General features: G+C 68.2%; 26 protein-coding genes. 13 read left to right on the forward strand and 13 right to left on the reverse strand.

Annotation, left to right across the window (positions count from 1 at the left end; genetic code table 11):
• Window positions 1–1,011 precede the first annotated feature (1,011 nt).
• From ACXC9Q_RS04120 to ACXC9Q_RS04130, 3 genes are all read left to right on the forward strand, one after another.
• Window positions 1,012–1,353, forward strand: coding sequence for a VOC family protein (locus ACXC9Q_RS04120; protein ID WP_457055110.1), 342 nt, complete (start codon window positions 1,012–1,014; stop codon window positions 1,351–1,353).
• Between the two features lie 139 nt (window positions 1,354–1,492).
• Window positions 1,493–1,942 carry an NUDIX domain-containing protein gene (locus tag ACXC9Q_RS04125; protein WP_457055111.1) on the forward strand — a complete coding sequence of 150 codons (450 nt, stop codon included), beginning with the start codon at window positions 1,493–1,495 and terminating at the stop codon, window positions 1,940–1,942.
• Window positions 1,943–1,964: 22 nt separating this feature from the next.
• Window positions 1,965–2,423: a GNAT family N-acetyltransferase gene (locus ACXC9Q_RS04130; protein ID WP_457055112.1), complete on the forward strand. Its 459-nt coding sequence runs from the start codon at window positions 1,965–1,967 to the stop codon at window positions 2,421–2,423.
• Window positions 2,424–2,473: 50 nt separating this feature from the next.
• On the opposite strand, the gene ACXC9Q_RS04135 is transcribed toward ACXC9Q_RS04130, so the two are convergent.
• Window positions 2,474–3,568 (reverse strand): class I SAM-dependent methyltransferase, encoded by a 1,095-nt coding sequence (locus ACXC9Q_RS04135; protein WP_457055113.1) that lies wholly within the window; start codon window positions 3,566–3,568, stop codon window positions 2,474–2,476.
• On the opposite strand from ACXC9Q_RS04135, the gene ACXC9Q_RS04140 reads away from it, so the two are divergent.
• Both ACXC9Q_RS04140 and ACXC9Q_RS04145 read left to right on the forward strand, forming a co-directional pair.
• Complete coding sequence (locus tag ACXC9Q_RS04140; protein ID WP_457055114.1) at window positions 3,501–3,824, forward strand: YciI family protein; 324 nt, start codon at window positions 3,501–3,503, stop codon at window positions 3,822–3,824. The two genes, ACXC9Q_RS04135 and ACXC9Q_RS04140, sit on opposite strands and share 68 nt — an antisense overlap.
• Before the next feature lie 2 nt (window positions 3,825–3,826).
• The gene (locus ACXC9Q_RS04145) at window positions 3,827–5,050 is read left to right on the forward strand and encodes an RNA polymerase sigma factor (protein ID WP_457055762.1); all 1,224 of its coding nucleotides are present in this window, start codon (window positions 3,827–3,829) and stop codon (window positions 5,048–5,050) included.
• A 154-nt stretch (window positions 5,051–5,204) separates the two neighbouring features.
• Here ACXC9Q_RS04145 and ACXC9Q_RS04150 read toward each other — a convergent pair whose 3' ends face one another.
• Both ACXC9Q_RS04150 and ACXC9Q_RS04155 read right to left on the reverse strand, forming a co-directional pair.
• Window positions 5,205–5,492, reverse strand: a complete 288-nt coding sequence (locus ACXC9Q_RS04150) for an RraA family protein (protein ID WP_457055115.1) — start codon at window positions 5,490–5,492, stop codon at window positions 5,205–5,207.
• Window positions 5,493–5,680: 188 nt separating this feature from the next.
• Window positions 5,681–6,943 (reverse strand): MFS transporter, encoded by a 1,263-nt coding sequence (locus ACXC9Q_RS04155; protein WP_457055116.1) that lies wholly within the window; start codon window positions 6,941–6,943, stop codon window positions 5,681–5,683.
• A gap of 327 nt (window positions 6,944–7,270) precedes the next feature.
• Between ACXC9Q_RS04155 and ACXC9Q_RS04160 the strand changes: the two genes are divergently transcribed.
• On the forward strand, window positions 7,271–8,284 hold the full coding sequence (locus tag ACXC9Q_RS04160) for an RNA polymerase subunit sigma-70 (protein WP_457055117.1): 1,014 nt from the start codon (window positions 7,271–7,273) through the stop codon (window positions 8,282–8,284).
• 627 nt (window positions 8,285–8,911) lie between these two features.
• Here ACXC9Q_RS04160 and ACXC9Q_RS04165 read toward each other — a convergent pair.
• Window positions 8,912–9,079: a hypothetical protein gene (locus ACXC9Q_RS04165; protein ID WP_457055118.1), complete on the reverse strand. Its 168-nt coding sequence runs from the start codon at window positions 9,077–9,079 to the stop codon at window positions 8,912–8,914.
• Window positions 9,080–9,085: 6 nt separating this feature from the next.
• Here ACXC9Q_RS04165 and ACXC9Q_RS04170 point away from each other — a divergent pair, with 6 nt between their 5' ends.
• From ACXC9Q_RS04170 to ACXC9Q_RS04180, 3 genes are read left to right on the forward strand one after another with little or no spacing between them, the layout of a single operon-like run.
• Window positions 9,086–9,337, forward strand: coding sequence for a hypothetical protein (locus ACXC9Q_RS04170; RefSeq protein ID WP_457055119.1), 252 nt, complete (start codon window positions 9,086–9,088; stop codon window positions 9,335–9,337).
• Window positions 9,330–9,575, forward strand: coding sequence for a hypothetical protein (locus tag ACXC9Q_RS04175; RefSeq protein WP_457055120.1), 246 nt, complete (start codon window positions 9,330–9,332; stop codon window positions 9,573–9,575). The genes ACXC9Q_RS04170 and ACXC9Q_RS04175 overlap by 8 nt, the downstream gene beginning before the upstream one ends.
• A 41-nt stretch (window positions 9,576–9,616) precedes the next feature.
• Window positions 9,617–10,330 (forward strand): VOC family protein, encoded by a 714-nt coding sequence (locus tag ACXC9Q_RS04180; RefSeq protein ID WP_457055121.1) that lies wholly within the window; start codon window positions 9,617–9,619, stop codon window positions 10,328–10,330.
• An 11-nt stretch (window positions 10,331–10,341) separates the two neighbouring features.
• Here the strand turns inward: ACXC9Q_RS04180 and ACXC9Q_RS04185 are convergent, their stop codons facing one another.
• The 3 genes from ACXC9Q_RS04185 to ACXC9Q_RS04195 form a co-directional block, all read right to left on the reverse strand.
• Complete coding sequence (locus ACXC9Q_RS04185; RefSeq protein ID WP_457055122.1) at window positions 10,342–11,487, reverse strand: RNA polymerase sigma factor; 1,146 nt, start codon at window positions 11,485–11,487, stop codon at window positions 10,342–10,344.
• Window positions 11,484–11,891 (reverse strand): YciI family protein, encoded by a 408-nt coding sequence (locus ACXC9Q_RS04190; protein ID WP_457055123.1) that lies wholly within the window; start codon window positions 11,889–11,891, stop codon window positions 11,484–11,486. Before ACXC9Q_RS04190 ends, ACXC9Q_RS04185 begins: the two co-directional genes overlap by 4 nt.
• Window positions 11,892–12,102: 211 nt before the next feature.
• Window positions 12,103–12,876, reverse strand: a complete 774-nt coding sequence (locus ACXC9Q_RS04195; RefSeq protein WP_457055124.1) for a phosphotransferase family protein — start codon at window positions 12,874–12,876, stop codon at window positions 12,103–12,105.
• Between the two features lie 137 nt (window positions 12,877–13,013).
• On the opposite strand from ACXC9Q_RS04195, the gene ACXC9Q_RS04200 reads away from it, so the two are divergent.
• Window positions 13,014–13,958: an aldo/keto reductase gene (locus ACXC9Q_RS04200; protein ID WP_457055125.1), complete on the forward strand. Its 945-nt coding sequence runs from the start codon at window positions 13,014–13,016 to the stop codon at window positions 13,956–13,958.
• Here the strand turns inward: ACXC9Q_RS04200 and ACXC9Q_RS04205 are convergent.
• The gene (locus ACXC9Q_RS04205) at window positions 13,949–14,461 is read right to left on the reverse strand and encodes a hypothetical protein (protein ID WP_457055126.1); all 513 of its coding nucleotides are present in this window, start codon (window positions 14,459–14,461) and stop codon (window positions 13,949–13,951) included. The genes ACXC9Q_RS04200 and ACXC9Q_RS04205 overlap by 10 nt on opposite strands.
• A gap of 74 nt (window positions 14,462–14,535) precedes the next feature.
• Here ACXC9Q_RS04205 and ACXC9Q_RS04210 point away from each other — a divergent pair, with 74 nt between their 5' ends.
• A complete protein-coding gene (locus ACXC9Q_RS04210) occupies window positions 14,536–15,402 on the forward strand; it encodes a LysR family transcriptional regulator (protein ID WP_457055127.1) in 867 nt (288 codons plus the stop codon).
• Between the two features lie 314 nt (window positions 15,403–15,716).
• Here the strand turns inward: ACXC9Q_RS04210 and ACXC9Q_RS04215 are convergent, their stop codons facing one another.
• Window positions 15,717–19,877 (reverse strand): nSTAND1 domain-containing NTPase, encoded by a 4,161-nt coding sequence (locus tag ACXC9Q_RS04215; RefSeq protein WP_457055128.1) that lies wholly within the window; start codon window positions 19,875–19,877, stop codon window positions 15,717–15,719.
• On the opposite strand from ACXC9Q_RS04215, the gene ACXC9Q_RS04220 reads away from it, so the two are divergent.
• Both ACXC9Q_RS04220 and ACXC9Q_RS04225 read left to right on the forward strand, forming a co-directional pair.
• The gene (locus tag ACXC9Q_RS04220; protein ID WP_457055129.1) at window positions 19,854–20,126 is read left to right on the forward strand and encodes a hypothetical protein; all 273 of its coding nucleotides are present in this window, start codon (window positions 19,854–19,856) and stop codon (window positions 20,124–20,126) included. The genes ACXC9Q_RS04215 and ACXC9Q_RS04220 overlap by 24 nt on opposite strands.
• A 97-nt stretch (window positions 20,127–20,223) precedes the next feature.
• A complete protein-coding gene (locus tag ACXC9Q_RS04225; RefSeq protein ID WP_457055130.1) occupies window positions 20,224–20,349 on the forward strand; it encodes a hypothetical protein in 126 nt (41 codons plus the stop codon).
• Window positions 20,350–20,416: 67 nt separating this feature from the next.
• Here the strand turns inward: ACXC9Q_RS04225 and ACXC9Q_RS04230 are convergent, their stop codons facing one another.
• Genes ACXC9Q_RS04230 through ACXC9Q_RS04245 form a run of 4 tightly spaced genes read right to left on the reverse strand, consistent with a single transcriptional unit; the run spans window position 20,417 to window position 23,131 of the window.
• Window positions 20,417–21,286, reverse strand: a complete 870-nt coding sequence (locus tag ACXC9Q_RS04230) for a metallophosphoesterase (protein ID WP_457055131.1) — start codon at window positions 21,284–21,286, stop codon at window positions 20,417–20,419.
• Window positions 21,286–21,840 carry an isochorismatase family protein gene (locus tag ACXC9Q_RS04235; protein ID WP_457055132.1) on the reverse strand — a complete coding sequence of 185 codons (555 nt, stop codon included), beginning with the start codon at window positions 21,838–21,840 and terminating at the stop codon, window positions 21,286–21,288. Before ACXC9Q_RS04235 ends, ACXC9Q_RS04230 begins: the two co-directional genes overlap by 1 nt.
• Window positions 21,841–21,897: 57 nt before the next feature.
• On the reverse strand, window positions 21,898–22,188 hold the full coding sequence (locus tag ACXC9Q_RS04240) for a DUF1905 domain-containing protein (protein ID WP_457055133.1): 291 nt from the start codon (window positions 22,186–22,188) through the stop codon (window positions 21,898–21,900).
• Window positions 22,181–23,131 (reverse strand): helix-turn-helix transcriptional regulator, encoded by a 951-nt coding sequence (locus ACXC9Q_RS04245; protein WP_457055134.1) that lies wholly within the window; start codon window positions 23,129–23,131, stop codon window positions 22,181–22,183. Before ACXC9Q_RS04245 ends, ACXC9Q_RS04240 begins: the two co-directional genes overlap by 8 nt.
• Window positions 23,132–23,148 lie beyond the last annotated feature (17 nt).

Genomic DNA, 23,148 nt, shown 5'->3' on the forward strand with positions numbered 1-23,148 from the left:
GGTCGTGAGGTGTCCCAGGTCCCGACATGGTGTCCGCGCCCCCACTCGCCTAACGGCGCCTCGGACGGTGGAGCCGACATCTGACCGCGTGCCGGGTTGTCTGCGGGTGTCCGAGGGGAGAAACCCGGCGAGCCGAGGCGTTGTCCAGGTTTGTTGTGTCGTTTCGGTGGCTGCCCGATCCTGGCGGAGTCGACGCCGATGTTGCGGGGATCGGTGCGGGTGCGGACCTGAGGCACTCACCAACTTCATCGTCAGCTCACCGCCGGCCCGGATCGGAGCGTGACCGGCCTCGTCCGCGTCTGCTGTGAGTGTGCCAGCACCGCGGACTCGAGCCCGGACCCTGGCCGAACTGGGTTCGGCCACAGCAGAGATCGACTTGGTGCACCAGATCCGTGCGCAGAGGCCCACGCCGCACGGATCTGGTGCACAAGGTGACTGATCGAGCCGGCCGGGTGGGGTAGCGAGGCGGGGCGGCCGGCCGGGTGGGCGGGCGGCCGGGTGGGCGGCGACCAGCGGCCGGGGCTGGCGTAGTGGTGTCGGCTGGGTTGGGGGTCGGTCCCGGGAGGACCCCAGGGAAACGACAGGACGGCTGTAAAAGGCAGTCACCGCGAGCCGGTGACTGCCTTTGCCGTCGTCGCCGTACCTAGTACCGCGTCAGCAAGGTTGGGGCGGTAATCCGGAGTGACCACCATCCCGAAGCCGGCCCCGGCGGCCAGGTGCGGGGTTCACCCCTGATCTGGTCCCTTCACCCCGGGAATGCGATGGGTAGAAGGGTCCAGGTGCGAGGTTCGCCCCTGAAATTGCCCCGGGCGGAAGGCAAGTGCGGTAACGACCTCGACGTTTCTTGGCGAGGCGCTAGCCGGTTCAACCGTCTTCGGCGCCCTTCAGACAGGCTTGAACCGGTTGTCGCGCGAACCGATCAGGAATCGAGAAGCACTGGTGTGGTGAGGGGAATAGCGTGACAGTCAGTACACATCAAGGGCTGCGAGGCCCAAGAGTTCAGGAGTGACAATGACTTCCACGCAAGGCATCAAGACGGTTCTGCACCCGGTGGCGGACCTGGAGAAGGCCAAGGCGACGTACATCGCGCTGCTCGGTATGGAGCCGACGGCGGACTCGCCGTACTACGTCGGGTTCGAGGCCGAGGGTCAGCAGATCGGCCTGGTGCCGAACAGCGACATGACCTCGCCGATCGCGTACTGGCACGTGGACGACATCGAGGGCAAGCTCGCCGAGGTGACCGCTGCCGGTGGCACGCTCAAGGAGGCCCCGAAGGACGTCGGCGGCGGCCGCCTGGTGGCCACCTTCACCGACCCCGACGGCAACGTCCTCGGCCTGATCCAGGACCGCTGACGAATCGAACACGCTGAGTAGTCGGCCGCGGCGGGGGAGAGCGGGCCCGGGGGAGACCTACGTGTCTCCCCTGACCGCGGACCCGTTCCCCGCAGCGGGCCGATCTGCGTCCGACCCTGGTTCTCGCTATCGTCGGTCGGTGCACTTCAGCGAATACGACACTCGGTTGGCGGCGTACGCGGTGATCGTCGACGAGCACGACCAGCTGTTGCTGAGTTGGTTCGTCGGCAATGAGAACTCACCGGCCGGCTGGACGATGCCAGGCGGCGGCGTCGAGTACGACGAGTCCCTGCCGGACGCCGTCGTCCGCGAGGTGGTCGAGGAGACCGGCTACACAGTCTCGGTCGGCAATCCCATCGCGACGAATCACTTCACGCTCTTGGACCCCGGACGTGACAGACGCCCGTACAAATCCGTCCGAGTCATCTTTGCGGCCACCATCACCGGCGGCTCGCTCGGCACCACCGAAATCAACGGCAGCACAGCCTTCGCCCGTTGGATCCCACTCACCGAGATCCCGTCCCTGACCCCACGCGCCGACATCATCGACATCGCCGTGGCCGCCTGGAAGAACGCCGAGGTCACCTGAGGTGCTGCGAAATACTGGGCGCATGGACATCTGCATTGCGGGTCAGGCGGATCTGGAGCACCTGGCTCGTCTGCTCTGGTTGAATGCCGCACCTGCCGAGCAGGCCAAGCAGTCGGTCGAGGTATTCGCGGGTGACCTTGCCGCGTGGTGGACCGAGCACGACGACTCGCATGTCGCGTTTGTCGCTCGACTTTCCGAGTCCGAGGTCGTCGGGATGGCGTGGCTGGCGCTCGTTCCACGGGCGCCGAGGCCGGGCACCACCAGTCGCCGCTCGGCCGACATCCAAAGCGTCTTCGTCATGTCGGAGCAGCGCGGGAACGGCATCGGCTCGGCGCTCGTCCAGGCCGCATCAGAACACGCCTTTCGCCTCGGGGCGAGTAGGGTCACGGTTCACTCCGGCCGCAAGGCCGTGCCGGTCTACGAGAGACTCGGTTTCGCATCCTCCCGCCAGCTTCTCCAGAGAGAACCGGAGCGCCGATAAGCGACATTATGTCAACTACTAGTCTGCGTATTGCCATCGGCGACCTCGTCCTACTGGCCGGGATGGGGTCGGAGCTTGAAGATCAGGATGCCGAGGTACTTGTTCATCCACGCCTGCTTGTGCGGGTAGCGGCGTCGGGCGTCCTCGGATAGCTGCGGCTCGATCGCGGTCTCGATCCACAGCCCTGCCGCACTGAACACGTTGATCAGGTCAGAGATGGTGTAGGGCCGCTTGGTGAGGGTGATCTGGTCGTTCCAGCCGCTGAGGTAAGAGAACGGGGCGGTGGAGAAATACTCTTCGCCCAGGGACGTCCCATTCTGTTCGGCCCGTTCGACGGCGTATCGGATCGGTTGCGTCTTCGTCAGCACGATGAATCCGTCGTCGGCCAGCATCGCGCGCGCTGCCTGCAGGGTGCGGACTGGATCTTTCGCGTAGCCGAAAGACTGCAGGAACAAGATCCGGTCGAACCTGCGACCGGCGAGCCCAGGCACAGAATCCAGCTCAGAGAGATCGCCTCGGATCAACTCCAAGCCAAACGGCGGGGCGGTGAGGAAGTTGCCGCTGACATCGACGCCTACGGAGGCTGTCGCACCGTCTCGAACCAGCTCAGCGAGCTTGCCGCCGTTGCCACAACCGACATCGAGCACCGACCGTCCGGTGACATCGCCCAGAAGGTCTCGCTGCGCCGGCCACTCGACAAGTCGATCGAGCGAGTCCTCCCTGGTTCGGGCCCGCTCGTAGTCCGGAGCGAGTTCTAGCCACGCCTGGCTAGAATCCCCAGGAGTGTCCGTGTGAGAACTCGTCGCCGCCTGTGAGTCGTCTGACATCGCCACGAGACAGACCATAGTCGTCCCTTTGGCCCTCCCCAGGGCGATCGTGGCTCTCGCGCCCCTGTGCCGCTCAGGCCGGCGAATCCGCCCAGTCTTGATACGCAGCGTGTCCGGTAGTTTTTGGGGCACTCCCCTGGCAGGTTGGAAGATCTTCGGGAAGTGGTGTCGGATCGGGGTGTGGGTGTTCGTTGAAGGGGTGAGTGGGCGCCTGCGAGGCGCGCCTGACAGCACAGGAGATGATTTCGAGATGCGATATCTGGTATCCGTGATCGACGACAAGAGCAATCCCGGCAGCACGGACAGGCAGCCTGCCATCAGCGAGTTCAACGAACGACTGATGGCCGAGGGCTACTGGGTTTTCTCAGGCGGACTCGCGAACACCGACGCGGCAACGGTCATCGACAACCGGGGTGGGCAGGCAGTGTTGACCGACGGGCCGTTCGTGGAGTCGAAGGAATACCTCGCCGGCGTCTGGGTGTGGGAGGCCCCCGATCTGGATGTGGCGCTCAAGCTCGCCACCGAGGCGTCGAAGATCTGCGATCGGAAGATCGAGGTGCGGCCGTTCCTGTGAGTGTGGCCGACGTCCCGGAGGCGATCACCCAGGCGCACCACGAGGAGTGGGCGCGGGTGGTCGCCGGCTTGGCCAGGCGTTTCGGTGACCTCGATATCGCCGAGGAAGCGGCGGCCGAGGCGTTCGCAATCGCCGTGGAGCGGTGGCCGGCCGACGGCGTACCCCCCAATCCGGGTGCCTGGCTGACCGTCACCGCCAACCGCAAGGCCATCGACCGGATCCGGCGCGAGAGCAAGCGGGACGACAAACACAAGGAGGCTCAGATGGTGTACGACGAACCGCCCGAGCCTCTCGGTGCCGTCGACGACGAGCGGCTCCGGCTGATCTTCACCTGCTGCCACCCGGCACTCGCCATGGACACCCGGATCGCGCTGACGCTGCGCATGGTCGGCGGTCTGACCGTACCCGAGATCGCCCGTGCCTTCCTGGTGCAGGAGACCACCATGGGACAGCGGATCACCCGCGCGAAGGCCAAGATCAAGGCGGCCCGTATCCCCTATCGGGTGCCATCCGCGGAGGATCTCCCGGCCCGGCTGTCCGGCGTACTCGCCGTCCTCTTCCTCGTCTTCAACGAGGGGTATCTGGCGACCGGGCCTGACACCGATTCCGTCCGCCACGAGCTGACCGCCGAGGCGATCCGGCTCACGCGCCTGATCCGGGCGCTGCTGCCGGAGGACGGTGAGGTGGCAGGGCTGCTGGCGCTGATGCTCCTCACCGAGGCCCGCCGCACCGCGCGGGTGTCGGCGAGCGGTGAACTGGTCACCCTCGATCAGCAGAACCGTGGCGCCTGGGACGCGACGATGGTTGCCGAGGGCCACCGTCTGGTGCGCGAGCGCCTGGCCACCGGGAAGGCTCCGGGTCGGTATCAGATCCTCGCCGCGATCAACGCCGTACACACCTCCGCCCGCGACATCCGCGACACCGACTGGTCGCAGATCGTCGCCCTCTACAACCAGCTCGTCCGCCTCGACCCCACTCCGATCGTCGCCCTCAACCGAGCCATCGCGGTCGCCGAGCTCGACGGCCCGGACGTGGCGCTGGCGGCAGTCGACAGTCTCGAGGACAAGTTGGCCGGCTATCACGCCTACCACGCAACCCGCGCCGACCTGCTGCGCCGGCTGGGCCGCAGTCAGCAGTCGCGTACGGCGTACGACAAAGCGATCGAACTGGCCGGCAACACCGCCGAGACCGCCTACCTGACCCGCCGCCGCGACCAACTGGGATAGCTAGCGCCTGCTCGTGCCCAGGTAGCCCAGCCTGCCGTGCGGACCTGCGCGTGCCGGCTGACGGCGGCGATCAGCGCCAGCCAGTCCTCGGTCAGATCGTCCAGAACACGCTCGTCTCCCCTGTCGACAATGAGTTGCTGGTACGCCGCGGGGCTCAGCGGCTCCGCGACCCGATCCCCCGTATGTCAGCGGTGTCCCGATGCAGCCCCCAGATCACCATCCCTTCCACACCGGCTGCCTCAGCCTCCAGAGCCACCAGGTCACCGACGCACGCTTCATCCAGCCGCCCGCCGTTGTCGACTACCAGCACGTCGCCCGGTGCTGCCATTTCGAATGCCTCCAGGAAGGCATCGACGGTGCCAGCATGCCTGGCAGCACAGACACGCCCGGCCAGGCGGCTGCCAGGCACCACAGCACGCAAGAGCGCAGAAGCGCAACGCACTGGGACTCGGGCGCGTACAGGCGTCGGCCACGTGGGCTGTGGTGAGGGCTGCGAACCGGTGTTGCAACATTTGGTGGTCCATGACGATGTTTCCTCCCTGAGGTGGCCGCGGCCTGACGATGGATTGACCCGGCGTGTCAGCGAAATACATCGACGATCACGTACGCCAGTGACATTCCATCTCCGTACTATTCATCTAGCTGTGGCAGGCGGGGAGGGCGTTGCGCCTGCAAGAGCGGGTCGGGTATCCGGTCGCCGAATCGCAGCAAGCCGGCTCCGATCAGTGCTGCCGCCAAGGCGCCGCCCCACCAGACGGCGTTGGGTGACGTTGCGAGCAGCGCGCCGCCGACCGCGGGGCCCAGGGCCACGCCTGCCGTGAAGCTGAGGCCGTAGAGCGACATGTAGCGGCCGAGCAGATGCGGCGGTGCGAGGTCGGCGACGATTGTGCCGAGCACGATAAACTGCGCGCACTCACCGGTCGCGATCACGATCGCGACCCCAGCCAAGACGGTGGTAGCGGTGAGCGTCGAGTTCGTTAGCGTTGCGAGCAGGACCGCGAGCAGGCCGATGGCAAATAGCGCGCTGGTCGCGGCGAGAGCGTGTGTGCGGCGCATCCGCTTGACGACCCGTGTGGCTGGAATCTGCGCGACGACGATGAAGAAGGTGTTGATGAAGAAGACAACGCCGATCTCGTCCGGCCCGACAGGCGTGTGCGCCTTCGCAAACGGCGCGAGGATGTTGGAAAAGAGCGCGCCGCCGGTCATCACGAACACGATGTTGGCGGCGATCAGGATGAGGAAGAGCCGATCGTGAGCAACTGATCGGAAGCCTGTTCCCCTGTCACTCGCGGACGCAGCATTCGCAAGGCGAGCATTCGGGATCCCCACGAGCACAACCAGCGCGAAGACAGCGAACGTGGCGCCGTCGCAGAGGTAGAGCGCCTGGAACGCGCGGAGGTCATTGGCGGAAGCGACGATAAAGCCCGCAACCGTCGCGCCGCTGCCAAGACCGAAGTTGCCTGCGACTCGGCGGAGCGCGATCGAGGAGGAGCGCTGCCCCGCTGAGACCAGGGTCAGGCTCAGAACCTGGTTCGCGGTGATCGCGACTCCGAACCCGGCGCCGCCGACGGCCGAGCAGACGAAGGCTTGCCAGGTACGGTCGACGAATGCGAAGCCCGCGTAGCCCAGTGCGCTCGCGAGATTGCCGATGATCAGGATCGGCTTCGCGCGGAAACGATCGAGCAGCGCACCCGAAAAGGGCGTTACGACCGCCGCCGTTCCCATGACCGCCGCCAGCACCAGCCCCGCCGTCGCCGTCGGGAAGCCGCGGGCCTGGTGCAGGTAGATGATCTCGAAGGGAAGGATCAGTCCAGTGCCGAAGTAGTTGACCGCGGTCCCAGCCTGAAGAACGATGACGGGCCCCGGCAGGCCCGTCCGCCAGCCGGCGAACACACGAGCGAGCGTCCTGCTTACGTGGTTCCTGCGGTTGGCTGCTTTCCCGTGCGTGCCTGGGACTTGCACGTTCAGCAGCGCCCGCGGCGGCGGCGATCGAGAACGGCGAACGCCACGCGCCCGGCCGATGCGGACGATTCCATCGTCAACCTCCAGGGTCGTTTCCAGCTGCCGCGGCACGATCCGGTGGGCGGATCGTCCGGGCGGTCGGTAGTGCATACACCGCGGCACCGGGAAACTGGGCGCCCGCGAGCCGCCCAGTTCGGGCCGCGGGCGGTGTATATACCGGGCGGAGGTACGAGGTGTGCGGGAAGGAAGGAGCGCAGGATGGTGACAGCCGATCTTCTGTCACGGGCGCGGGCCGGGGATGGCGAGGCGTTCCGGGAGCTGGCCGGGCCGCACCGGCGGGAGCTGCAGGTGCATTGCTACCGGATGCTCGGATCCTTCGCCGACGCCGAGGACGCCGTCCAGGAGACGATGCTGGCCGCCTGGCAAGGCATCGGCGGGTTCACCGAGGAACGCGCGTCGCTGCGCACCTGGCTGTACAAGATCGCCACCAACCGGTGCCTCAACGCGCGCCGCGCAGCGAGCCGGCGCCCGGCCAGGGAGTGGGACGTGTCGCAGTTCGAACCGCCCGGGCCGACGCCGCGCGACGAGGCCGTCTGGCTGCAGCCGTTCCCTGACGCCCTCCTCGAGGGTGCCGCCGACGTGCCCTCCGGGCCGGAGGCCCGCTACGAGCAGACCGAAGCCATCTCGCTGGCCTTCGTAACCGCCCTGCAATTGCTGCCACCGCGCCAGGTGGCCGTCCTCATCTTGCGCGACGTCCTCGGATTCCACGCCAGCGAGGTAGCCGGCATGCTGGAGGTGACCGTCCAATCGGTCAACAGCGCCCTCAAACGAGCCCGCGCTAGCCTGCAGCGCCGCCAGCAGCCGGCCGCCGGCCACCAGCCGCCGCCCGCCGCTGGCTCGCCCGCCGAGGACGCGGTCGTGGCCATGTTCGCCCGCGCGTGGGAGTCGGCCGACCTCGACGCGCTGGTTGCCCTGCTGACCGACGACGTCTTCATCGCGATGCCTCCGGAGCCCTTCGGATACGAGGGCCGAGAACTCGTGGCCCGCTACTGCGCCCGCCAGTTCGCCGCGGGCCGCAGGTTCGACCTCGTGCCGGCCCGAGCCAACGGCCAGCCCGCGTTCGGGGCATACCTGCGCGGCCCTGCCGGAATCCGCCACGCGACCGCCTTCTACGTGCTCACCCTTGCCGGCGGCCGGATCTGCGGCATGACCCGCTTCGAGGCCAGCGTGCTGCCATGGTTCGGGCTACCGCGATCGCTCCCCAGCCGATAGCCAGCACCGAGCCATGGAGAGGCTGCACGCGCCGAACGAGTTCTTCCGCGTCCGCGGGCTGCGCGAGGGGATACGGGCCTGGGAGGAGCTGCGGCGGCTGCTGGCCGACGCGCCCGCACCGGCCCGCGAGCCGGGAGGGCGACGACGGCTGAGACGCATTGACCGACGAGGAGGCAGCGATGGCATCTGACCGCGACGACCGGCTGCCGCCGTGGCTGCTGTGGAGGGAGCGCCCGTTCCCGGACACGAACCTGCTGCTCCTTCCAGTGTGGGACCGGCTCGGACCACCGTAAACAGCCGGCACCGGAATGGGTGGCGCGGCCCGAAAGCTCGGCGTACCGCTCGCCGAGATGGGCGCCGGACGCCGATTCGCGCCGCCGTACCGCTGCCTGACGCTCGTCCAAGGAGCGGCTGTCGCTCCGCTCGGAACGGAGGAACTCATGCATCCCTACATCGGCAAGGCGATGGCCGAAGCCCGGCAGGACGAACTGCTTGCTCAGGCGGAGCGGCATCGTCTCGTCCGCGCGGCGCGAGCCGGTCGGACGTCCTGGCCCGTTCGATGGCTGCACGCGCTACGCCGGCGTTCGTCAGGCGGTCTTCGACCATCCGGAGGTGGCAGCCATCGAGTCACTCCAGCGGTGAATCAGGGCCGGACAGGTGGTTCGGTGGAAGAGTGCGGCCGCTCAGGAGCAGCAGGAGGTCCTGGGCGGTGCCGGTGAGCAGTTCGCCGGTGCCGTACGTCCAGTTGAGGTCTGTGGCTTGTAGCTGTACGCCGGTGAGTCTGAGCTGGAGCACCGGGACATGGGTATCGAGTTGTGCGACGGGTTCACACCGCTCGATCAGGCCGCGCTAGCTGCGCTGGATCGTGACGCGCTCGTGGCGCAGTACGAGGCGCGGCTGGCGTTGTTCGAGTACGTCGACGCAATGTGGGCTCAGGCCAAAGCCGGCGGCCACGACCCAACCAACGACTCCCGCTACGGCGCGGTCGCTGCGCTGCGGGATCTGACCGGCGAGCTACTGGCCAACACCGAGAACGCCGGCGGTGGTGACTGACCGCTCCGGACCCCGGCAGCTGTTCGAGGACTGGATTCGGGCGATGACGATCTTCGGCGAACCTGGCCACGACCCGGAGCACCTGGAGCAGAAGGTCGCGATGATCGCGGCAGTGAACCAGCCCGGCGCCGTCGGCATCAAGCACCCCTCGAAGGACGACTCTTCGATCACGTCGTACATAGGTTCGAGTATGGCAGCGATCCTAATCGCGTTGCGTGGGTGTGTCGCGGGCACTTAGCGTTGCTGGCTCGGGACGGCACTGTGGGGACGAGGATCGGCATGACTTCTGAACTCGAGGCACTCTGCTTTGATGCGAATGACCCGATCCGTCTGGCGCGTTTCTGGGCTGGGGTGCTGGGGTGGGAAGTTGCTGACGACGGCCTCGTGTTGCTGCCGAGTGACGACACCGGGTTCCGGATCCGGTTCGCGCCGACGCAGGAGCAGAAGACTGCGCCGAATCAGATGCACTTCGACCTGACAAGTGCGTCGCTGGAGGAGCAGCAGGAGACGGTGGCGAGGGCGCTCGAGCTCGGTGGCCGGCATATCGACATCGGTCAGCTTCCGGAGGAACTGCATGTGGTGCTGGCCGATCCCGAAGGCAATGAGTTCTGTGTGATTGAGCCGGGCAACAACTTCCTGGCTGACACCGGCTTCATCGGGGCGCTGTCGTCCGACGGTTCGCAGGAGGTCGGGTACTTCTGGAGCAAGGCGCTGGACTGGCCGTTGGTCTGGGACCAGGACCAGGAGACCGCCATCCAGTCGCCGCGCGGCGGTTCGAAGATCTCGTGGGGCGGTCCGCCCGTACGCGCGAAGACCGGCAAGAACCGGCTGCACTTCGACCTCGCTCCCCCGGCCGACGGCGATCAGCAAGCGGAGGTCGACCGCCTCGTCGCGCTCGGGGCGACTCGCATCGACATCGGCCAGGGCGACGCCAGCTGGGTCGTCATGGCCGACCCCGATGGCAACGAGTTCTGCGTACTGGCCACCAGATAACACCGTTGGCATCAGAGGTTGTTGAGGCGGGCGGCTTGGCGGGTCAGGTGGTCGCGTTCGGGGAGGCTGGTGGCTGCTCGGGCGGCTTCGGCGTAGAGGCGTGCCGCAGTGGAGGGGTCGCCGTCGCGCTCATGGAGGTAGGCCGCGACGGCGGTGTAGCGGGGTAAGGCCGGGTCAAGTGTGGCCAGGGCGGTCAGACCTGCGCGGGGGCCGTCGGCCTCGGAGAGTGCGACGACCCGGTTGAGGCGGGCTACCGGACTGTCGGTGAGGCGCACGAGTTCGTCGTACCACTCGAGGATCTGCACCCAGTCAGTCTCCTCGGCCGTCTGGGCGTCAGCGTGGAGTGCGGCGATGGCGGCCTGGGCCTGGAATTCGCCCAGGCGGTCACGGGCCAGGGCTGCCTGGAGTATGTCGACGCCCTCGGCGATCATGCGGGTGTTCCACAGGCTGCGGTCCTGCTCGGCGAGCGGGACGAGCCTGCCGTCGGGAGCGGTCCGTGCGGGGCGCCGGGCGTGGTGGAGCAGCATGAGCGCGAGCAGACCCGCGACCTCCTCATGGTTGATCCTCGTCGCCAGTTGGCGAGTCAGCCGGATCGCCTCGCCGGCGAGGTCGACGTCGCCCGAATAGCCCTCGTTGAAGACCAGGTAGAGCACGCGCAGCACGGTGGCGACGTCGCCGGGCTGGTTGAACTGGACGCCGGAGACGGTCCGCTTGGCTCTGCTGATCCGCTGAGCCATGGTCGTCTCCGGCACGAGGTAGGCCTGCGCGATCTGTCGCGTGGTCAGGCCGCCGACCGCGCGCAGTGTGAGCGCGACGCCCGAGGCCGGTGTCAGGGACGGGTGCGCGCACAGGAAGTACAGCTGGAGGGTGTCGTCCGCGACTTCGGTCGGGCCCGGCTGGGGCTCACCCTCGCTGCGTACCTCGCGATTCCGCCGCGAGGTGTCGGCGCGGGTGGCGTCGAGGAACTTGCGCCAGGCCACGGTGACGAGCCAGCCTTTGGGATCCCGCGGCGGGTCGTCGGGCCACACCCGCACGGCCTCGACCAGGGCGTCCTGCACGGCATCCTCGGCCGCCGCGAAGTCTGCTCCGCGACGGACGAGGATGCTGAGCACAGTGGGGGTGAGGGACCGCAGGAGGGCCTCGTCCACGGAGGTCATTCCGTGATGGTCGGGGGCTCGGTCAGGAACGGGCGGACCTCGAGCCATTCGTGGATCGGCTTCCCACCGGCGCCCGGAGCCGCCGACAACTCGCCGGCCAGCTCGAGCGCGCGCTCGTAGGTGTCGACGTCGATCACCATCCAGCCGGCGATCAGGTCCTTCGTCTCCGCGAACGGGCCGTCGGTGACCGGCGGCCGGCCCTCGCCGTCGTACCGGACGAACGTGCCCTCCGGGGAGAGCGCCTGACCGTCGACGAACTCGCCGGTGCCTTCGAGCCGGGTGGCGAAGTCCTGCATGTATTGGACGTGGTCCGACACCTCCTCCGGCGTCCACCGGTCCATCGGCACGTCGTTCACCGCTGCCGGTGCGCCTCGGTAGTGCTTGAGCAGCAGGTACTTGGCCATCGTGTTCTCCTTGGTGCGGTACGGCCCATTCTGGCCGCGATCACTCCGGGGACGAAGCCGCCCACGGGTTCTCGACATCCCACCATGAAATTCTTTCGGGCACCGTCAGCTGAGCCTGGCTACGAGTCTGGTGAGGCCGAGGTGGGTGTCGTTGTCGGCGCGAAGCATGTTCTCGTCCGGTTCGTAGCCGCGACCGACGCGGGCGCAGGTTTCAGCTCTCACCCACGGCGGCCGCGATCATGCGGTGACCCTGCTGTTCGAAGGGACTGTCGCCGACCTGATGTGCCCAGACGGCCGTGTTGACGGCTTCGCGGAGTTGGGCGCGGTGCCAGGTGGCCGGGTCCCGTGGATCCGGGCCGTAGCCGTCGAAGAAGGCGGGCTCGAGGGCCGGGTCGGAGCGGAACTGCTGCGCGGCCAGCCGGGCGAAATCCGTAGCAGCCGGCCGGAGGTCCGCGCGGCCGAAGTCGATGACGCCGACGACGCCGTTGTCGATCAGCCAATTGCGTGGTTGCCAGTCGCCGTGCGTCGGCACCAGCGTGGCCGCCGGAGTCGGCCATGATTCAATCTCTGAACGCAAACGATCCGTGAGCTCCGGCGAGATCGTATGCCGCTTGCGGAGATTATCGAGCGTCCGCCGATTCTCCCGGGCCTCGTAGGCTTCGTTCGGTACGGCGAATTGGCCGTGAAATGCCGCGAGCAGTTCACCGGCCTGGCGATAGGTCTCCGGCACCCATTCCGCCGCGGTGCCTTCCACCAACTCCCCCGGCAGATAGCGCGTGAGGATCAGCTTGGCCTCGTCATCCGCGCGGACGAGTTGCGGCGCGCTCCCCCGCGAGGTCCATGGCGTCAGCCAGGTGCGATGGGCGCGGATTTCTCGCGCGAGATGGTGGTCGGCCGCGTCGCCGGCCTTGGCGATGTAGCGCTCGCCGCCGAGCCGGAGCTCGAGGACGATGGTCCCCACCTGGCCCCAGCTGTGGTCGGTCACGACCTCGGCGTTCGGCAGCCACTCGTGCAAGAGGTCCCGCTGGCGCTGAGTGAGATCCACCCGACGAGCGTAGCGAAGCCTGAAGAAATCGCGCGGAAAAGGTGGACGAAAACGATCCGAGGATTTATCCTGGCCGAATGCAGAATATGCAAAAGAATACGCCCCTACAATCAAACTTATCATCAGCAATTCCGGAAAGCAAGTCGACGGAATTCTGGCACCTCGGGGACGCGACCATCCGGCGGATCGGGTTCGGGGCGAAGCGGCTCGCGGGCAGCACCGGCGGCGGGCCGGACGTGCAGGAGCGGGCGGCCGCGCTGCTGCGCGGGGCGGTCGAGCTCGGTGTCAACCACCTCGACACCGCCGACTTCTATCCGACGTACGCCGAGGGCGGGCAGACGCGTTCGTTCGAAGAGCTCCGATGGGCGAACGACGTCATCCGCCGCGCGCTGGCGCCGTACCCGGAAGATCTCGTCGTCGCCACCAAGGTCGGGCCGACCGAGAGCGGGCTCGCCCGGCCGGATGGATTGCCGGCGTTGGTCGAAGGCAACCTGCGCGCGCTCGGGATCGAGACACTCGACCTCGTCTATCTCCGGCAGGCGGGCCTCGACGACGTCTCCGAGCATTTCGGCGTTTTGGCCGAGTTGCGGGCCAAGGGCATGATCAAACACCTCGGCCTGTCGAACGTCCGAGTGGAACACCTCGCGCAAGCGCAGGAGATCGCGCCGATCGTCGCTGTGCAGAACAGGTACGGCGTCGGCTTCGGCCGGGTGAATGACGACATCCTGCGCGTCTGCGGCGAGCAGGGAATCGCCTTCGTGCCCTTCTTCGCACTCACCGCGGCGTCGCGGGAAGTCGGCGGTGTCTCCAGCGATGACGCGGTACAGGAAGTCGCCGACCAGCACAACGCGACGCCGGCGCAGATCCGCCTCGCCTGGACTTTGAGCCGGGGCAACCACGTCCTGGCTATTCCTGGTACGTCGAGCCCTCGGCATCTGGAGGAGAACCTGGCGGCCGGTGCGATCCGCCTCTCCCCCGGGCAGCTCGCCGTACTCGACAGCATGGAGGAGGCTCAGTCGTAGTAGCGCCGGACGCTTGAGCCGATGCGGGTGACATCCGTCCCGTAGATGTGGATGGAGATCGCCGTGCTGTCGGACGTGTTGTGGACCCGGTGAATGTCCCCGGGTGGCGCGAATCCGCTCACCTCGCCGACGTGGTTGTCGCTGCGGCCGATCAGCCGGAGGTCGCTGTCGTACAAGTCCTCGTGTTCGACGCCCTGGCTGACGCCGAACACGCACCACGTCACGTGATCGTGGATTCGCGTCACCTGGCCGGGGCGCCACACGAGCGCGATGATCGAGAACGAGCCGTCCGGTTCGACGTACAGGGTGCGGCTGCGGTAGCCGTCCGCGGAGCCGAGACGCTCCTCGGCGGTCATGATCTCGTCCGGGCTGGGCAGGTGGCGGCGGAGTTCGTCGGCGACCAGGCCGGCGGTGTCGTGCCAGTCGGCGTGCTTGCCGATCGCGGCGCGGACACCGTCGACGAGGGCGGTCAATGTGCTGGTGGCGAGCTGTGTCGTGGTCATGTCTTGAGCCTGCGCCCGGCAACCCATAACGTCTAATGCCAAGTTTCGTGCTCACCCATAGATGGGTTTGATACATGCTCGATGTCACGAGGTTGCGCGTGATCGACGCGGTTGCGCGGAACGGATCGGTCACCGCCGCCGCGCGGGAGCTGCACTACTCACAGCCGTCCGTCACCCACCACCTCGCGCGCCTCGAGGCCGAGACCGGGGCGCAGTTGCTGCAACGTGCCGGCCGCGGCATCCGGCTGACCGAGGCGGGCCGGCTGCTGGCCGACCGCGCCGCCGAGATCATCGGCCGTATCGACGCCGTCGATGCTGAACTCGCCGCCCACGTCGGCCTGAACGCGGGCCGGGTCCGTCTGGCCGGCTTCTCGTCGGCGATCGGGTCGCTCGTCCCGGGCGCTCTCGCGGTCCTCGCCGGCAAGCACCCGGGTCTCGGGATCAGCCTCCTCGACACGCATCCGCCCGAGGCGCTGGAGCTGCTGCGGACCGGGAAGATCGATGTCGCGATCGTCTTCCGGTACGACGAGACCGAGCCGGAGCCGTCCGGCGTGCGACTGCATCACCTGCTGGACGATCCGCTGTACGTCCTGTCCCGGGATCGGAGGGCCGAGCTGGCCGGGCTCCGCGACGCGACCTGGATCGCCGGCTGCGATCGTTGCCGCAGTCACCTGGTTTCGCTGTGCGCCGCGGAGGGCTACGAACCGCGGATCGGCTACACGTCCGACGACATGGTGGTGATGCAGGCGCTGGTCGCGGCGGGACTCGGCGTGACGACGATGCCGGGTCTCGCCTTGCGCACTCACCGCGCCGAGGGCATCGTCGCCACCGAGCTGCCTGGCTCGCAGCGCCACGTGTACGCCGCGACGTACGGCGAACCACCCGACCCACCCGCGATCACGGCACTACTGACCGCACTCGCCGAGGCAGCGAAACTCTGACCTGGATACGATCACGGTCCGGATGACGACTGGGGCGGTCTGATGCGCGCGGTGGCTTCCCTTGGGGTCGTCAGGTCGGGGTGCGCTGTCGCAGTGCGTGCCGTTGAGGGCTTGTTGTGCGACACGTGCGGCGGGATGGCTTGAATCTTTTGGACTGTAGTTGCGCGTCAGACCTTGTCGCAGAGCGGTTGAGGGCAGCCCTGACTTTCCTGGCGCGTGGGGACATCTGGGCGAGCCGATCCGCCTCGAGCAAGTTGTGCCGGCAACCCATGAGCCGACCAGTTGCAGAGCGGCTCTGCCTCGTTGTGGTGTTGTCAGGGACACGTCTTGCGGTAGGGCCGGCCGGCGAAGTTCTCGTGCCATTCCTCGACGGTCAGGTCGCGGCCGGCTGTTCGGCAGGCGTACTCGATGGTGTGCTCGAGGCGGGTGTCCCAGGTGTAGATCGCGTCGTCGTAGGACGCGATAACTACGGTGTGGCCGTCGGGCCGGAAGTCCGCCGTGACGATTGTCCGGTTCGGGACAACGACGGAGCCAAGTGGAGCGCCTGTGGAGCCGTCGTACAAGTTCACCGTGCCCTCACCGGGCGCCACCAGGAGGGAGCCGTCGGCTGAGAACGCGAGACTGTTCGCGCCACGTTTGACCTTCACGGGCCGTCCTGGCGCTGCGCCGGGCGCGGTGTCGAGCACGAGTACCTCGCCCTGCGCGCTCGTGACCGCGATATGTCGTCCGTCCGGGGAGAGTGCCACGACCTCGGGGTCGGCTAGCGGCAGCCGGCCCGAGCGGATCACCTTGCCGGCCGCGAGATCCAGCAGTGCCCAACCCGTGGACCTGACTCCGTCCGCGATGGTGTCGCCGGTGAGCACCGCGGCGGTGTGGCCGTCGGGGCCGGCTGACAACCAGTTGATCGAGCCGTTCAGCTGGACCGGTGTGCCCACCTCTTCGAGGGTGTCGGAGTCCAGCAGCGTGGCCACGCCGGACACCTGGCCGATGGCGAGCCGGCTGCCGTCTCGCCCGGCGTAGTGGAAGTCCGAGACTCGACTGCCTGCCACCGGGCGGCCGGTGATGAGCTCACCTGTTCGCGCGTTCCACACTCTGAGCACGCCCGACTTCATTGTCGCCGCTCGTTCCCCGGTGGGGTGCCAGGCGGCGCAGTTGCCGGTGTCAGACTCCCACCAGTTCCCGGGGAGCGGGACTGGCCTGGTGGCATTGCGCGTTTCGACGTCCTTGAACGAGATCCCGGAGGGGCCTTGGCGGTAGGTGGTCTTGCCGCCGGGGGCCGGGCTGATGCAGCCGTAGTCGCCGCCGGTTGGAGGGATGAGGTGCTCGATGTATCTGCGCCGGCCCGCGAGGTCGTAGCTGCGCAGGGCTCCTTCGTTGGCCACGTAGAGGGTCGCGTCGTCCGGACTGAAGCCGACGCCGTTGACGCCCGCCTGGCCGACATTAATGTCCTCCACCGCGCGGCCGGCTCTCACGTCCCACACGGTCGCCTGCAGCTCGGCTGTAGTGGTCACCAGGAGGGTCCCGCGGTGGGAGAAGCGCACTCTGGCAATTGCCTCGTCGTGTCGCCGCAGTGGGCGTTCGTGAAGCCCGGTCGCTGCGTCGACCAGCAGCACCTGGCCGGGGTCCAGATTCGAGCCGGCCAGGAAGCCGCCGATGGCAAGCGTCGAGCCGTCCGGGGCGACGTCGACGCCGCCGTACTTCAGCTCGGGTCGCGAGTAGCGCAGCGTCCCGGCCGGGACATCGTAGGCGCTCAGCGGTCTGCTCGTGTACAGCCGGCTCCCGTCCGGGCTCATCACCAGCCCGCCGTTCCCCGCGAGGTCCGACAGTTGCAGGGTCATCCGTACCTTCGGTTTCTCGCCCGGTCGTACGTCCCAGACGAGCACTGTGGTCCCATCGGTCGGTGTCCCGTTGCGGTAAGAGTGCAGCATGGCCGTGAGCGAGTTCCCGTCCCTGCTGTAGCTGACATGCGTGGCGCGTGCCGGTAGCCCGGAGCGTGGTAGTTGCTGCGACTCCGCGACCGGTTCCAGCGTCTTCGGATCGAGCAGCAGCACCGGTTGAGTCGTCGGCGAGGGCATCCCGATGGCCAGATGACGGCCGTCCGGACTGAAGACTGCTCCCCACCCGTGCTCGGGTTCCTGGCCCGGTTGGCTTTCGGGCCGGTGCTCAGCCGTCCGCTTGCCGGACGTCAGGTCGTACAGCACGGCCGTGCCGGTCCAGTCGTGCACAACGACAGAGCTGCCGTCCGGACTGACGTCCAGGCCGCCGACGTCCAGGCTTTCGGTCTCGAACGACCGGATCAGTTGGGAGTTCTTGGCAAGTACTGCGAGCAGGTTGTCCCTGGACTCGGGGGTGTCGTCGAGCCGAAGGCCGGCCACGGCGAGCAGCATGGACTTGCCAATGTCGTCCTGTACCACGGCCTTCGCGCCGGCCTTGCCGGCATCCGCGGCCACCGCCGCTTGCTCGGCGGCGGCCGCTTCCTGGTCGGCGCGCTCGGCTTGGCGGACAGCGACGAAGCCGGCGATGAGTGCGCCGACGAGCAGGAACGCGGCGGTGGTGAGGGCGGTGCGGAGGCGGCGGTTGACCCGGATCTGGTGTCGGGCGATGTCTTCGGCCGCGCGGAGCTCGGCCTCGGACAAGCGGCGTGCGGCCGCGAGGAAGTCGCGTTCGGTGTCGGTCAGCGTCGGGTTGGTGTCTTGCTGCCAGTCCAGGGCCTTGGCGAGGCGGACGCCGCGGTAGAGCTCACTGTCGGGACGACCGAGACCGTCCCACGAGTCCGCGGCGACGGTCAGGTGGTGCAGGATCCGCTGGCCCTCCAGGTCGTCATCCAGCCAGGCGCGCAGCCGGGGCCAGGCGCGGGCGAGTGACTCGTGCGCGAGCTCGACAATGCCGTCGTCGCTGGTGACCAGCCGCGCGGCGACCAGAAGGTCGATCATCGCCTCGTTGTCCGGTCCGGTGACGACCAGGCGCCGCGGCAGCCGGCTGCGGACCGGCTCGCCGTCCGGGCCGGGGGTGATCAGCCGCAGCAGCAGGTCGCGCAGCACCGTGCGACGCTGAGGCGGGATCCGTTCGTAGACCGCCTCGGCGGACTGGGCGACCGCGCCGCGGATCCCACCCGAGGCGTTGTAGCCCGCGACGGTCAGGGTCCGACCCTCGCGACGTCGCCAGGTCTCGGCCAGCGCGTGCGACATCAGCGGCAGCGCACCGGGCTGGTCGGCCACTTCGTTCACCAGCAGGTCCACCAGACCTGGCTCGACCACGAGCGACGCAAGCCGGGCCGGTTCCTCGATCGCGGCGTGGAGGTCGGCCTCAGCCATTGCGGCGAGCAGGTACAGGCCCTGCTCCACGGCCCGCGCGAACCCCGAATGGGACGAGATGTCGGCCAGCCGATCGGCCCGGAACGACAGGATCAGCGGCGCCGCAGTCGGGTGCTTGGTCAGGGCGCTGAGAAACGCGTCGCGCTCCGCGGTGTCCTGGCAGAGCGAGAAGACCTCCTCGCACTGGTCGACCAGCAGCGCCGGCGTCGGGCCTGACCGCGGCATCGCGTCGGACAGCGCAGCGACTGGGTGTACGCCGGGGGTGATCACGACGACCCGCACCCCGTCGCGGCGCAGGGCTGCGGTGACGCCTGCGCGGACCAGCGAGGACTTGCCGCACCCCGACGGCCCGACGACAGCGAGGACCGAGCTGTCGGCCAGCCGTCGCAGACACGCGGCGATGTCGGCATCCCGACCGAAGAACACCTCCGCGTCGTCGACGTCGTACGACTTGAGTCCCCGGTACGGGCACATCGCGCTCGGCTCGGGCAGCGCGCTGTCCACGACCAGCGCCGGATCCTGCCGCAGGATCGCCTGCTCCAAGGCGGCGATCTCCGGTCCCGGATCCAGGCCGAGTTCACGATCCAGCACCGAGCGGAGCTGGCGGAGCGTGCGCAGCGACTCACCTTGACGGCCGGACTGGTACTGCGCCGTGGCCAGCAGCGCCCATCGACGTTCGCGCAACGGGGCCTCAGCTACCAACGCCTGCGCCTTCGCCAGGACCTTGTCGTGCTGGCCTGCCCGCAGAGCGGACTCGACGTACAACTCCTCGGCTGTGTACAGGAGCTCGGTCAGCCTGGCCGCCTCGACCCGGGCGGCGTCCCATCCGTCGATCTCGGTCAGCGGCTGGCCCCGCCACAACGCCAACGCGTCCGCCAGCACAAGCGCCGACCGCTCCGCGTCATCGGCGGCCAGCAGCTCGTGCGCCCGAGAGACGGCACGCTCGAAGCGCTGCGCGTCGATCTCGTCCATCGGCACGACCAGCCGATAGCCCAGCGCGGTGGTCTCGATTGCATGAACGCCCAGCAGCTTGCGCAGCCGGACCACGCACCCCTGCACGATCTTGGCCCACGACGGCGGCAGTTGCTCACCCCACAACACGTCCGCCAGCACCTCTGCGCTGACCACCTCCCCCGGGTGGACGACCAGAGCCGCGAGCACGACGCGATCACGTCGTCCGAGAACCTTGTGTTCCCCCTCGATCGTGAGCGGGCCGAGAACGGCGATACCCACACCCCGACTCTCGACCCGTCCGCAACCGCCGTCAATGGCCGCGATACTGCGGCGATACCAGCCCTCGCCCGCGCGACCTCGGTTGTGCTCGGCGGCATCGCCCTCGGCGGAGCCGGGCTGGGCATCACCCTCGGCGTGCAGCGGCGCCGCGACCGCTCTTCGCCGCACCCGGCCTAAATCCATATGCCGCGATCACCTGAAGGGGAGGAGAAGACATGAACCGCAGGGACTCGGCCTCGCCGCAGCCCGAGCGCCGCCGCCGTCGGCTCCTGCCGTGAGGGTCACGGCGTGGGGCGCGGGTCTGATCGATGCGCGGTCCGTCGAGGAGCTCGACGCGCGCGGCTGGGTCGGGACCGGCGAGGTCCAGGTGGGCGATGGCATTTACACCGGTGGCTCCTGAACGGGTGCGACGAGTTCGTCAAGCGTGATTTCGCGCTGCGCACTGCCCAGCTTCGAAGCGTGGCTGGTCAGTCTTCGGTGCGGTCCTCTCCGGTCACGGGGTCGTAGACGTAGACCTCGGTGCCGGCTTGGGGGTCGCGGGCGTGGACGGTGTGGAAGATCGGGCCGAACGGGCCGCCGAGGTCGACCACGGTCGCGCCGGCTCCGAGGACGCCGCGGACCAAGGTGCTTGGCGCGGTGAGGTCGATCCGCGTGATGACGCCAGGCGTCACCCACACGGGCTTCGTGCTCAGCTGCCCGGTCAACTGGTGGTGGAGGTGACCGCACAGCACGGCTTGTACGTCGGTCCCGGCCAGCACGCGCCCTAACTCCTCAGGATCCTGGAGTACGACGGACTTCAGATACGGGATCGCGTCCATCGACACCGGCGGATGATGGAGTACGACGATCGACCCGGCCGGCGCCGGCGACGCGAGCTCCGCGGCCAGCCAGTCCATTTGGGCCTGACCCAGCACGCCGTACGTCTCGCCGGGGACGAGGCTGTCGAGCGTGATCACCCGCAGGCCGGCGACATCACTGACCGCGGCGATCACCCCGTCGACGTCGGCGGCGCGGCCGAGGGGTGAGCCATCCGCTGCGAGATGCCCGGAGCCGAGCGCAGCCGCGAAGCCGTCACGGCGGTCGTGGTTCCCCGTGCAGTACACGTGCGGAATGCCCCGCTCAGCAGCGAACTCCCCGACGACCGAGCGGACCGCACGGCAGCCCTCCTCGGACCCGTCATCGGCGACGTCCCCGCTGACAACCACCAGGTCCAGCTCCGGCACCCGGCGTACGTCGTGCAGCAGGCCCCGCAACGCGGCGAGCCCGTCGACGCCGTCCTCATCCGGACCGGTACGACTCACATGGGTGTCGGACAGGTGCAGAATCCGATGCGCCATCAGTCGGCGAAGGTGACCTCGGCGGTCTCCTGGACCGCGGCGGTCCGGCCCGGGGCGCGGTGGTATTGCCAGTAGAGGTTGGTGTGGGCGATCACCTTGTCCGGAGTGGGCGCGCCGTACTCGGACAGGTCCTCCGTGGTGTGAGCGTCACCGACCAGGGTCACGTCGTACCCGCGGACCATGGCGCCGTGGATCGTGGACCGGATGCACTCGTCGGTCTGGGCGCCGCTGACGAACACCCGGCCGATCCCGGCGGCGGCGAGGACGTCCTCGAGATCGGTGTCCTCGAAGGAGTCCGCGAACGTCTTGTGCACGAGCGGCTCCGAGTCGTCCCGCTTGAGCTCAGGAACGAATTGCCACTCGTCGCTGTCCTTCACCAGGTCGTCGCTCGAGTGCTGGACCCAGACGACCGGCACCCCGCCGGCCCGGGCCTTGCCGACCAGGGTGCTGATGTTGGCCACCACCTGATCCCGCTCGTGCGCGCCGCCGACGACGCCGTTCTGGACGTCGATCACCATCAGTGCCGTGTTCGGCCGATCTCCCAGCGTGGACATGCCGTTTCCTCCCAGTGCCGGATGTACGACGAACGCTAAACCCGCCCGCCGACAGTTTCAGGTCCGGATCCGCAGCCGCACTGTCGGCACGTCCCCGTCGTCGAGTTCCTCCGCCCGCCGCACCGCCGCCTTCACCGGCACGATGTACCGCCCGTCCTTCGGGAACAACGACGTCTCCCAGACGCTGGCCCCGATCTCCGCGGTGACCGGGATCATCCCCCACCCGTAACTCACGAAGCCCGACTCCGCCTCCAGATACGCGCAGTCCTCCTCCGGCACTGTGATGAAATACCACGGCGCCGGCCCGCGCCAGAACCAGATCTCCCCGTCGAACTCGATCTCATTCACTGTTACTTGCCTCCAGCAAGCGTTGGGCGATGTTCCGGGCCGCGGTCTTCAGCTCCGGGGATTGGAGGATGCGATACGGCCATGGCAGTGAGGCCAACTGGCCCGCGTACCAGTACGGTTCGTCGGTGCTGGCCAGCAGGCGGGTGTGGGTTTCGTCGATCGATTCGAGGCGGCCCATGCTGCGGGAGATGCAGCGCGCGACCTCGTCACGAGGGGCGTCGAAGATGACCTCGATGGGGTATTTCCAGCCCATCGCCAGGTGTTCTTCGACGGCGGCCAGCGGGTCAAGGTCTGCGGGTGGGATGAATTCAGTGGACTGTGGTTCGACTTTGGTGACCTTGTCGACGCGGAGGACGCGTTGCGAATTCTTCGTGTGAGACCAGCAGAGCAGATACCAGCGGCCCCGGCGTACGACGACCGCCCACGGGTCGACGTCCATCGGCCATTCCTCGCCGTAGTGGCGGCGGTAATGGATGACGATGCGGCGGCACGCGGTGCTGTGTGAGACGAGCGCAGCGGTGATTTCGGGGTCCGGCGTGCGGGCGCCGGGGTCGGGGCCGCGCGCACTGACCCGGCGGATGGCGTCGGTGGAGCGGGCGATCGGTTCGGGCAGGACCCGGATGATCTTGCCGAGTGCGTTCTCGACCGGGTCGTCGGCGCCGCGTGGTCCTTCGAGCACCGCCATCACCAGGCCGAGCGCCTCGGTGGCACTGAACATCAGCGGTGCGAGCCGCAGTCCGCGGCCGACCCGATAGCCGCCGTACGGACCGCGGACGGACTCGATCGGTATGTCGGCCTCCCGCAGGATCGCGACGTATCGCCGGGCCGCCCGGTCCGAGACCCCCAGCTTGTCCCCCAACTGGTCGGCCGTGATGCCCGGGCTGTTCTGGATCAGCTCCAGCACCATCAACGTCCGCGCGGTCGGACTCACGTCGTACGCCACAGCCCCTCCATCAATCC

This window comes from Kribbella sp. CWNU-51 (assembly GCF_054073265.1).

Coding starts and splice junctions, on each gene's coding strand:
- ACXC9Q_RS04120 (WP_457055110.1), top strand. CDS start 1,012: ATGACTTCCACGCAAGGCATCAAGACGGTTCTGCACCCGGTGGCGGAC.
- ACXC9Q_RS04230 (WP_457055131.1), bottom strand. CDS start 21,286: ATGGCGCATCGGATTCTGCACCTGTCCGACACCCATGTGAGTCGTACC.
- ACXC9Q_RS04235 (WP_457055132.1), bottom strand. CDS start 21,840: ATGTCCACGCTGGGAGATCGGCCGAACACGGCACTGATGGTGATCGAC.
- ACXC9Q_RS04170 (WP_457055119.1), top strand. CDS start 9,086: ATGGGTATCGAGTTGTGCGACGGGTTCACACCGCTCGATCAGGCCGCG.
- ACXC9Q_RS04210 (WP_457055127.1), top strand. CDS start 14,536: ATGCTCGATGTCACGAGGTTGCGCGTGATCGACGCGGTTGCGCGGAAC.
- ACXC9Q_RS04180 (WP_457055121.1), top strand. CDS start 9,617: ATGACTTCTGAACTCGAGGCACTCTGCTTTGATGCGAATGACCCGATC.
- ACXC9Q_RS04160 (WP_457055117.1), top strand. CDS start 7,271: ATGGTGACAGCCGATCTTCTGTCACGGGCGCGGGCCGGGGATGGCGAG.
- ACXC9Q_RS04190 (WP_457055123.1), bottom strand. CDS start 11,891: ATGGCCAAGTACCTGCTGCTCAAGCACTACCGAGGCGCACCGGCAGCG.
- ACXC9Q_RS04135 (WP_457055113.1), bottom strand. CDS start 3,568: ATGGCAGGCTGCCTGTCCGTGCTGCCGGGATTGCTCTTGTCGTCGATC.
- ACXC9Q_RS04185 (WP_457055122.1), bottom strand. CDS start 11,487: ATGACCTCCGTGGACGAGGCCCTCCTGCGGTCCCTCACCCCCACTGTG.
- ACXC9Q_RS04200 (WP_457055125.1), top strand. CDS start 13,014: ATGCAGAATATGCAAAAGAATACGCCCCTACAATCAAACTTATCATCA.
- ACXC9Q_RS04130 (WP_457055112.1), top strand. CDS start 1,965: ATGGACATCTGCATTGCGGGTCAGGCGGATCTGGAGCACCTGGCTCGT.
- ACXC9Q_RS04140 (WP_457055114.1), top strand. CDS start 3,501: ATGCGATATCTGGTATCCGTGATCGACGACAAGAGCAATCCCGGCAGC.
- ACXC9Q_RS04205 (WP_457055126.1), bottom strand. CDS start 14,461: ATGACCACGACACAGCTCGCCACCAGCACATTGACCGCCCTCGTCGAC.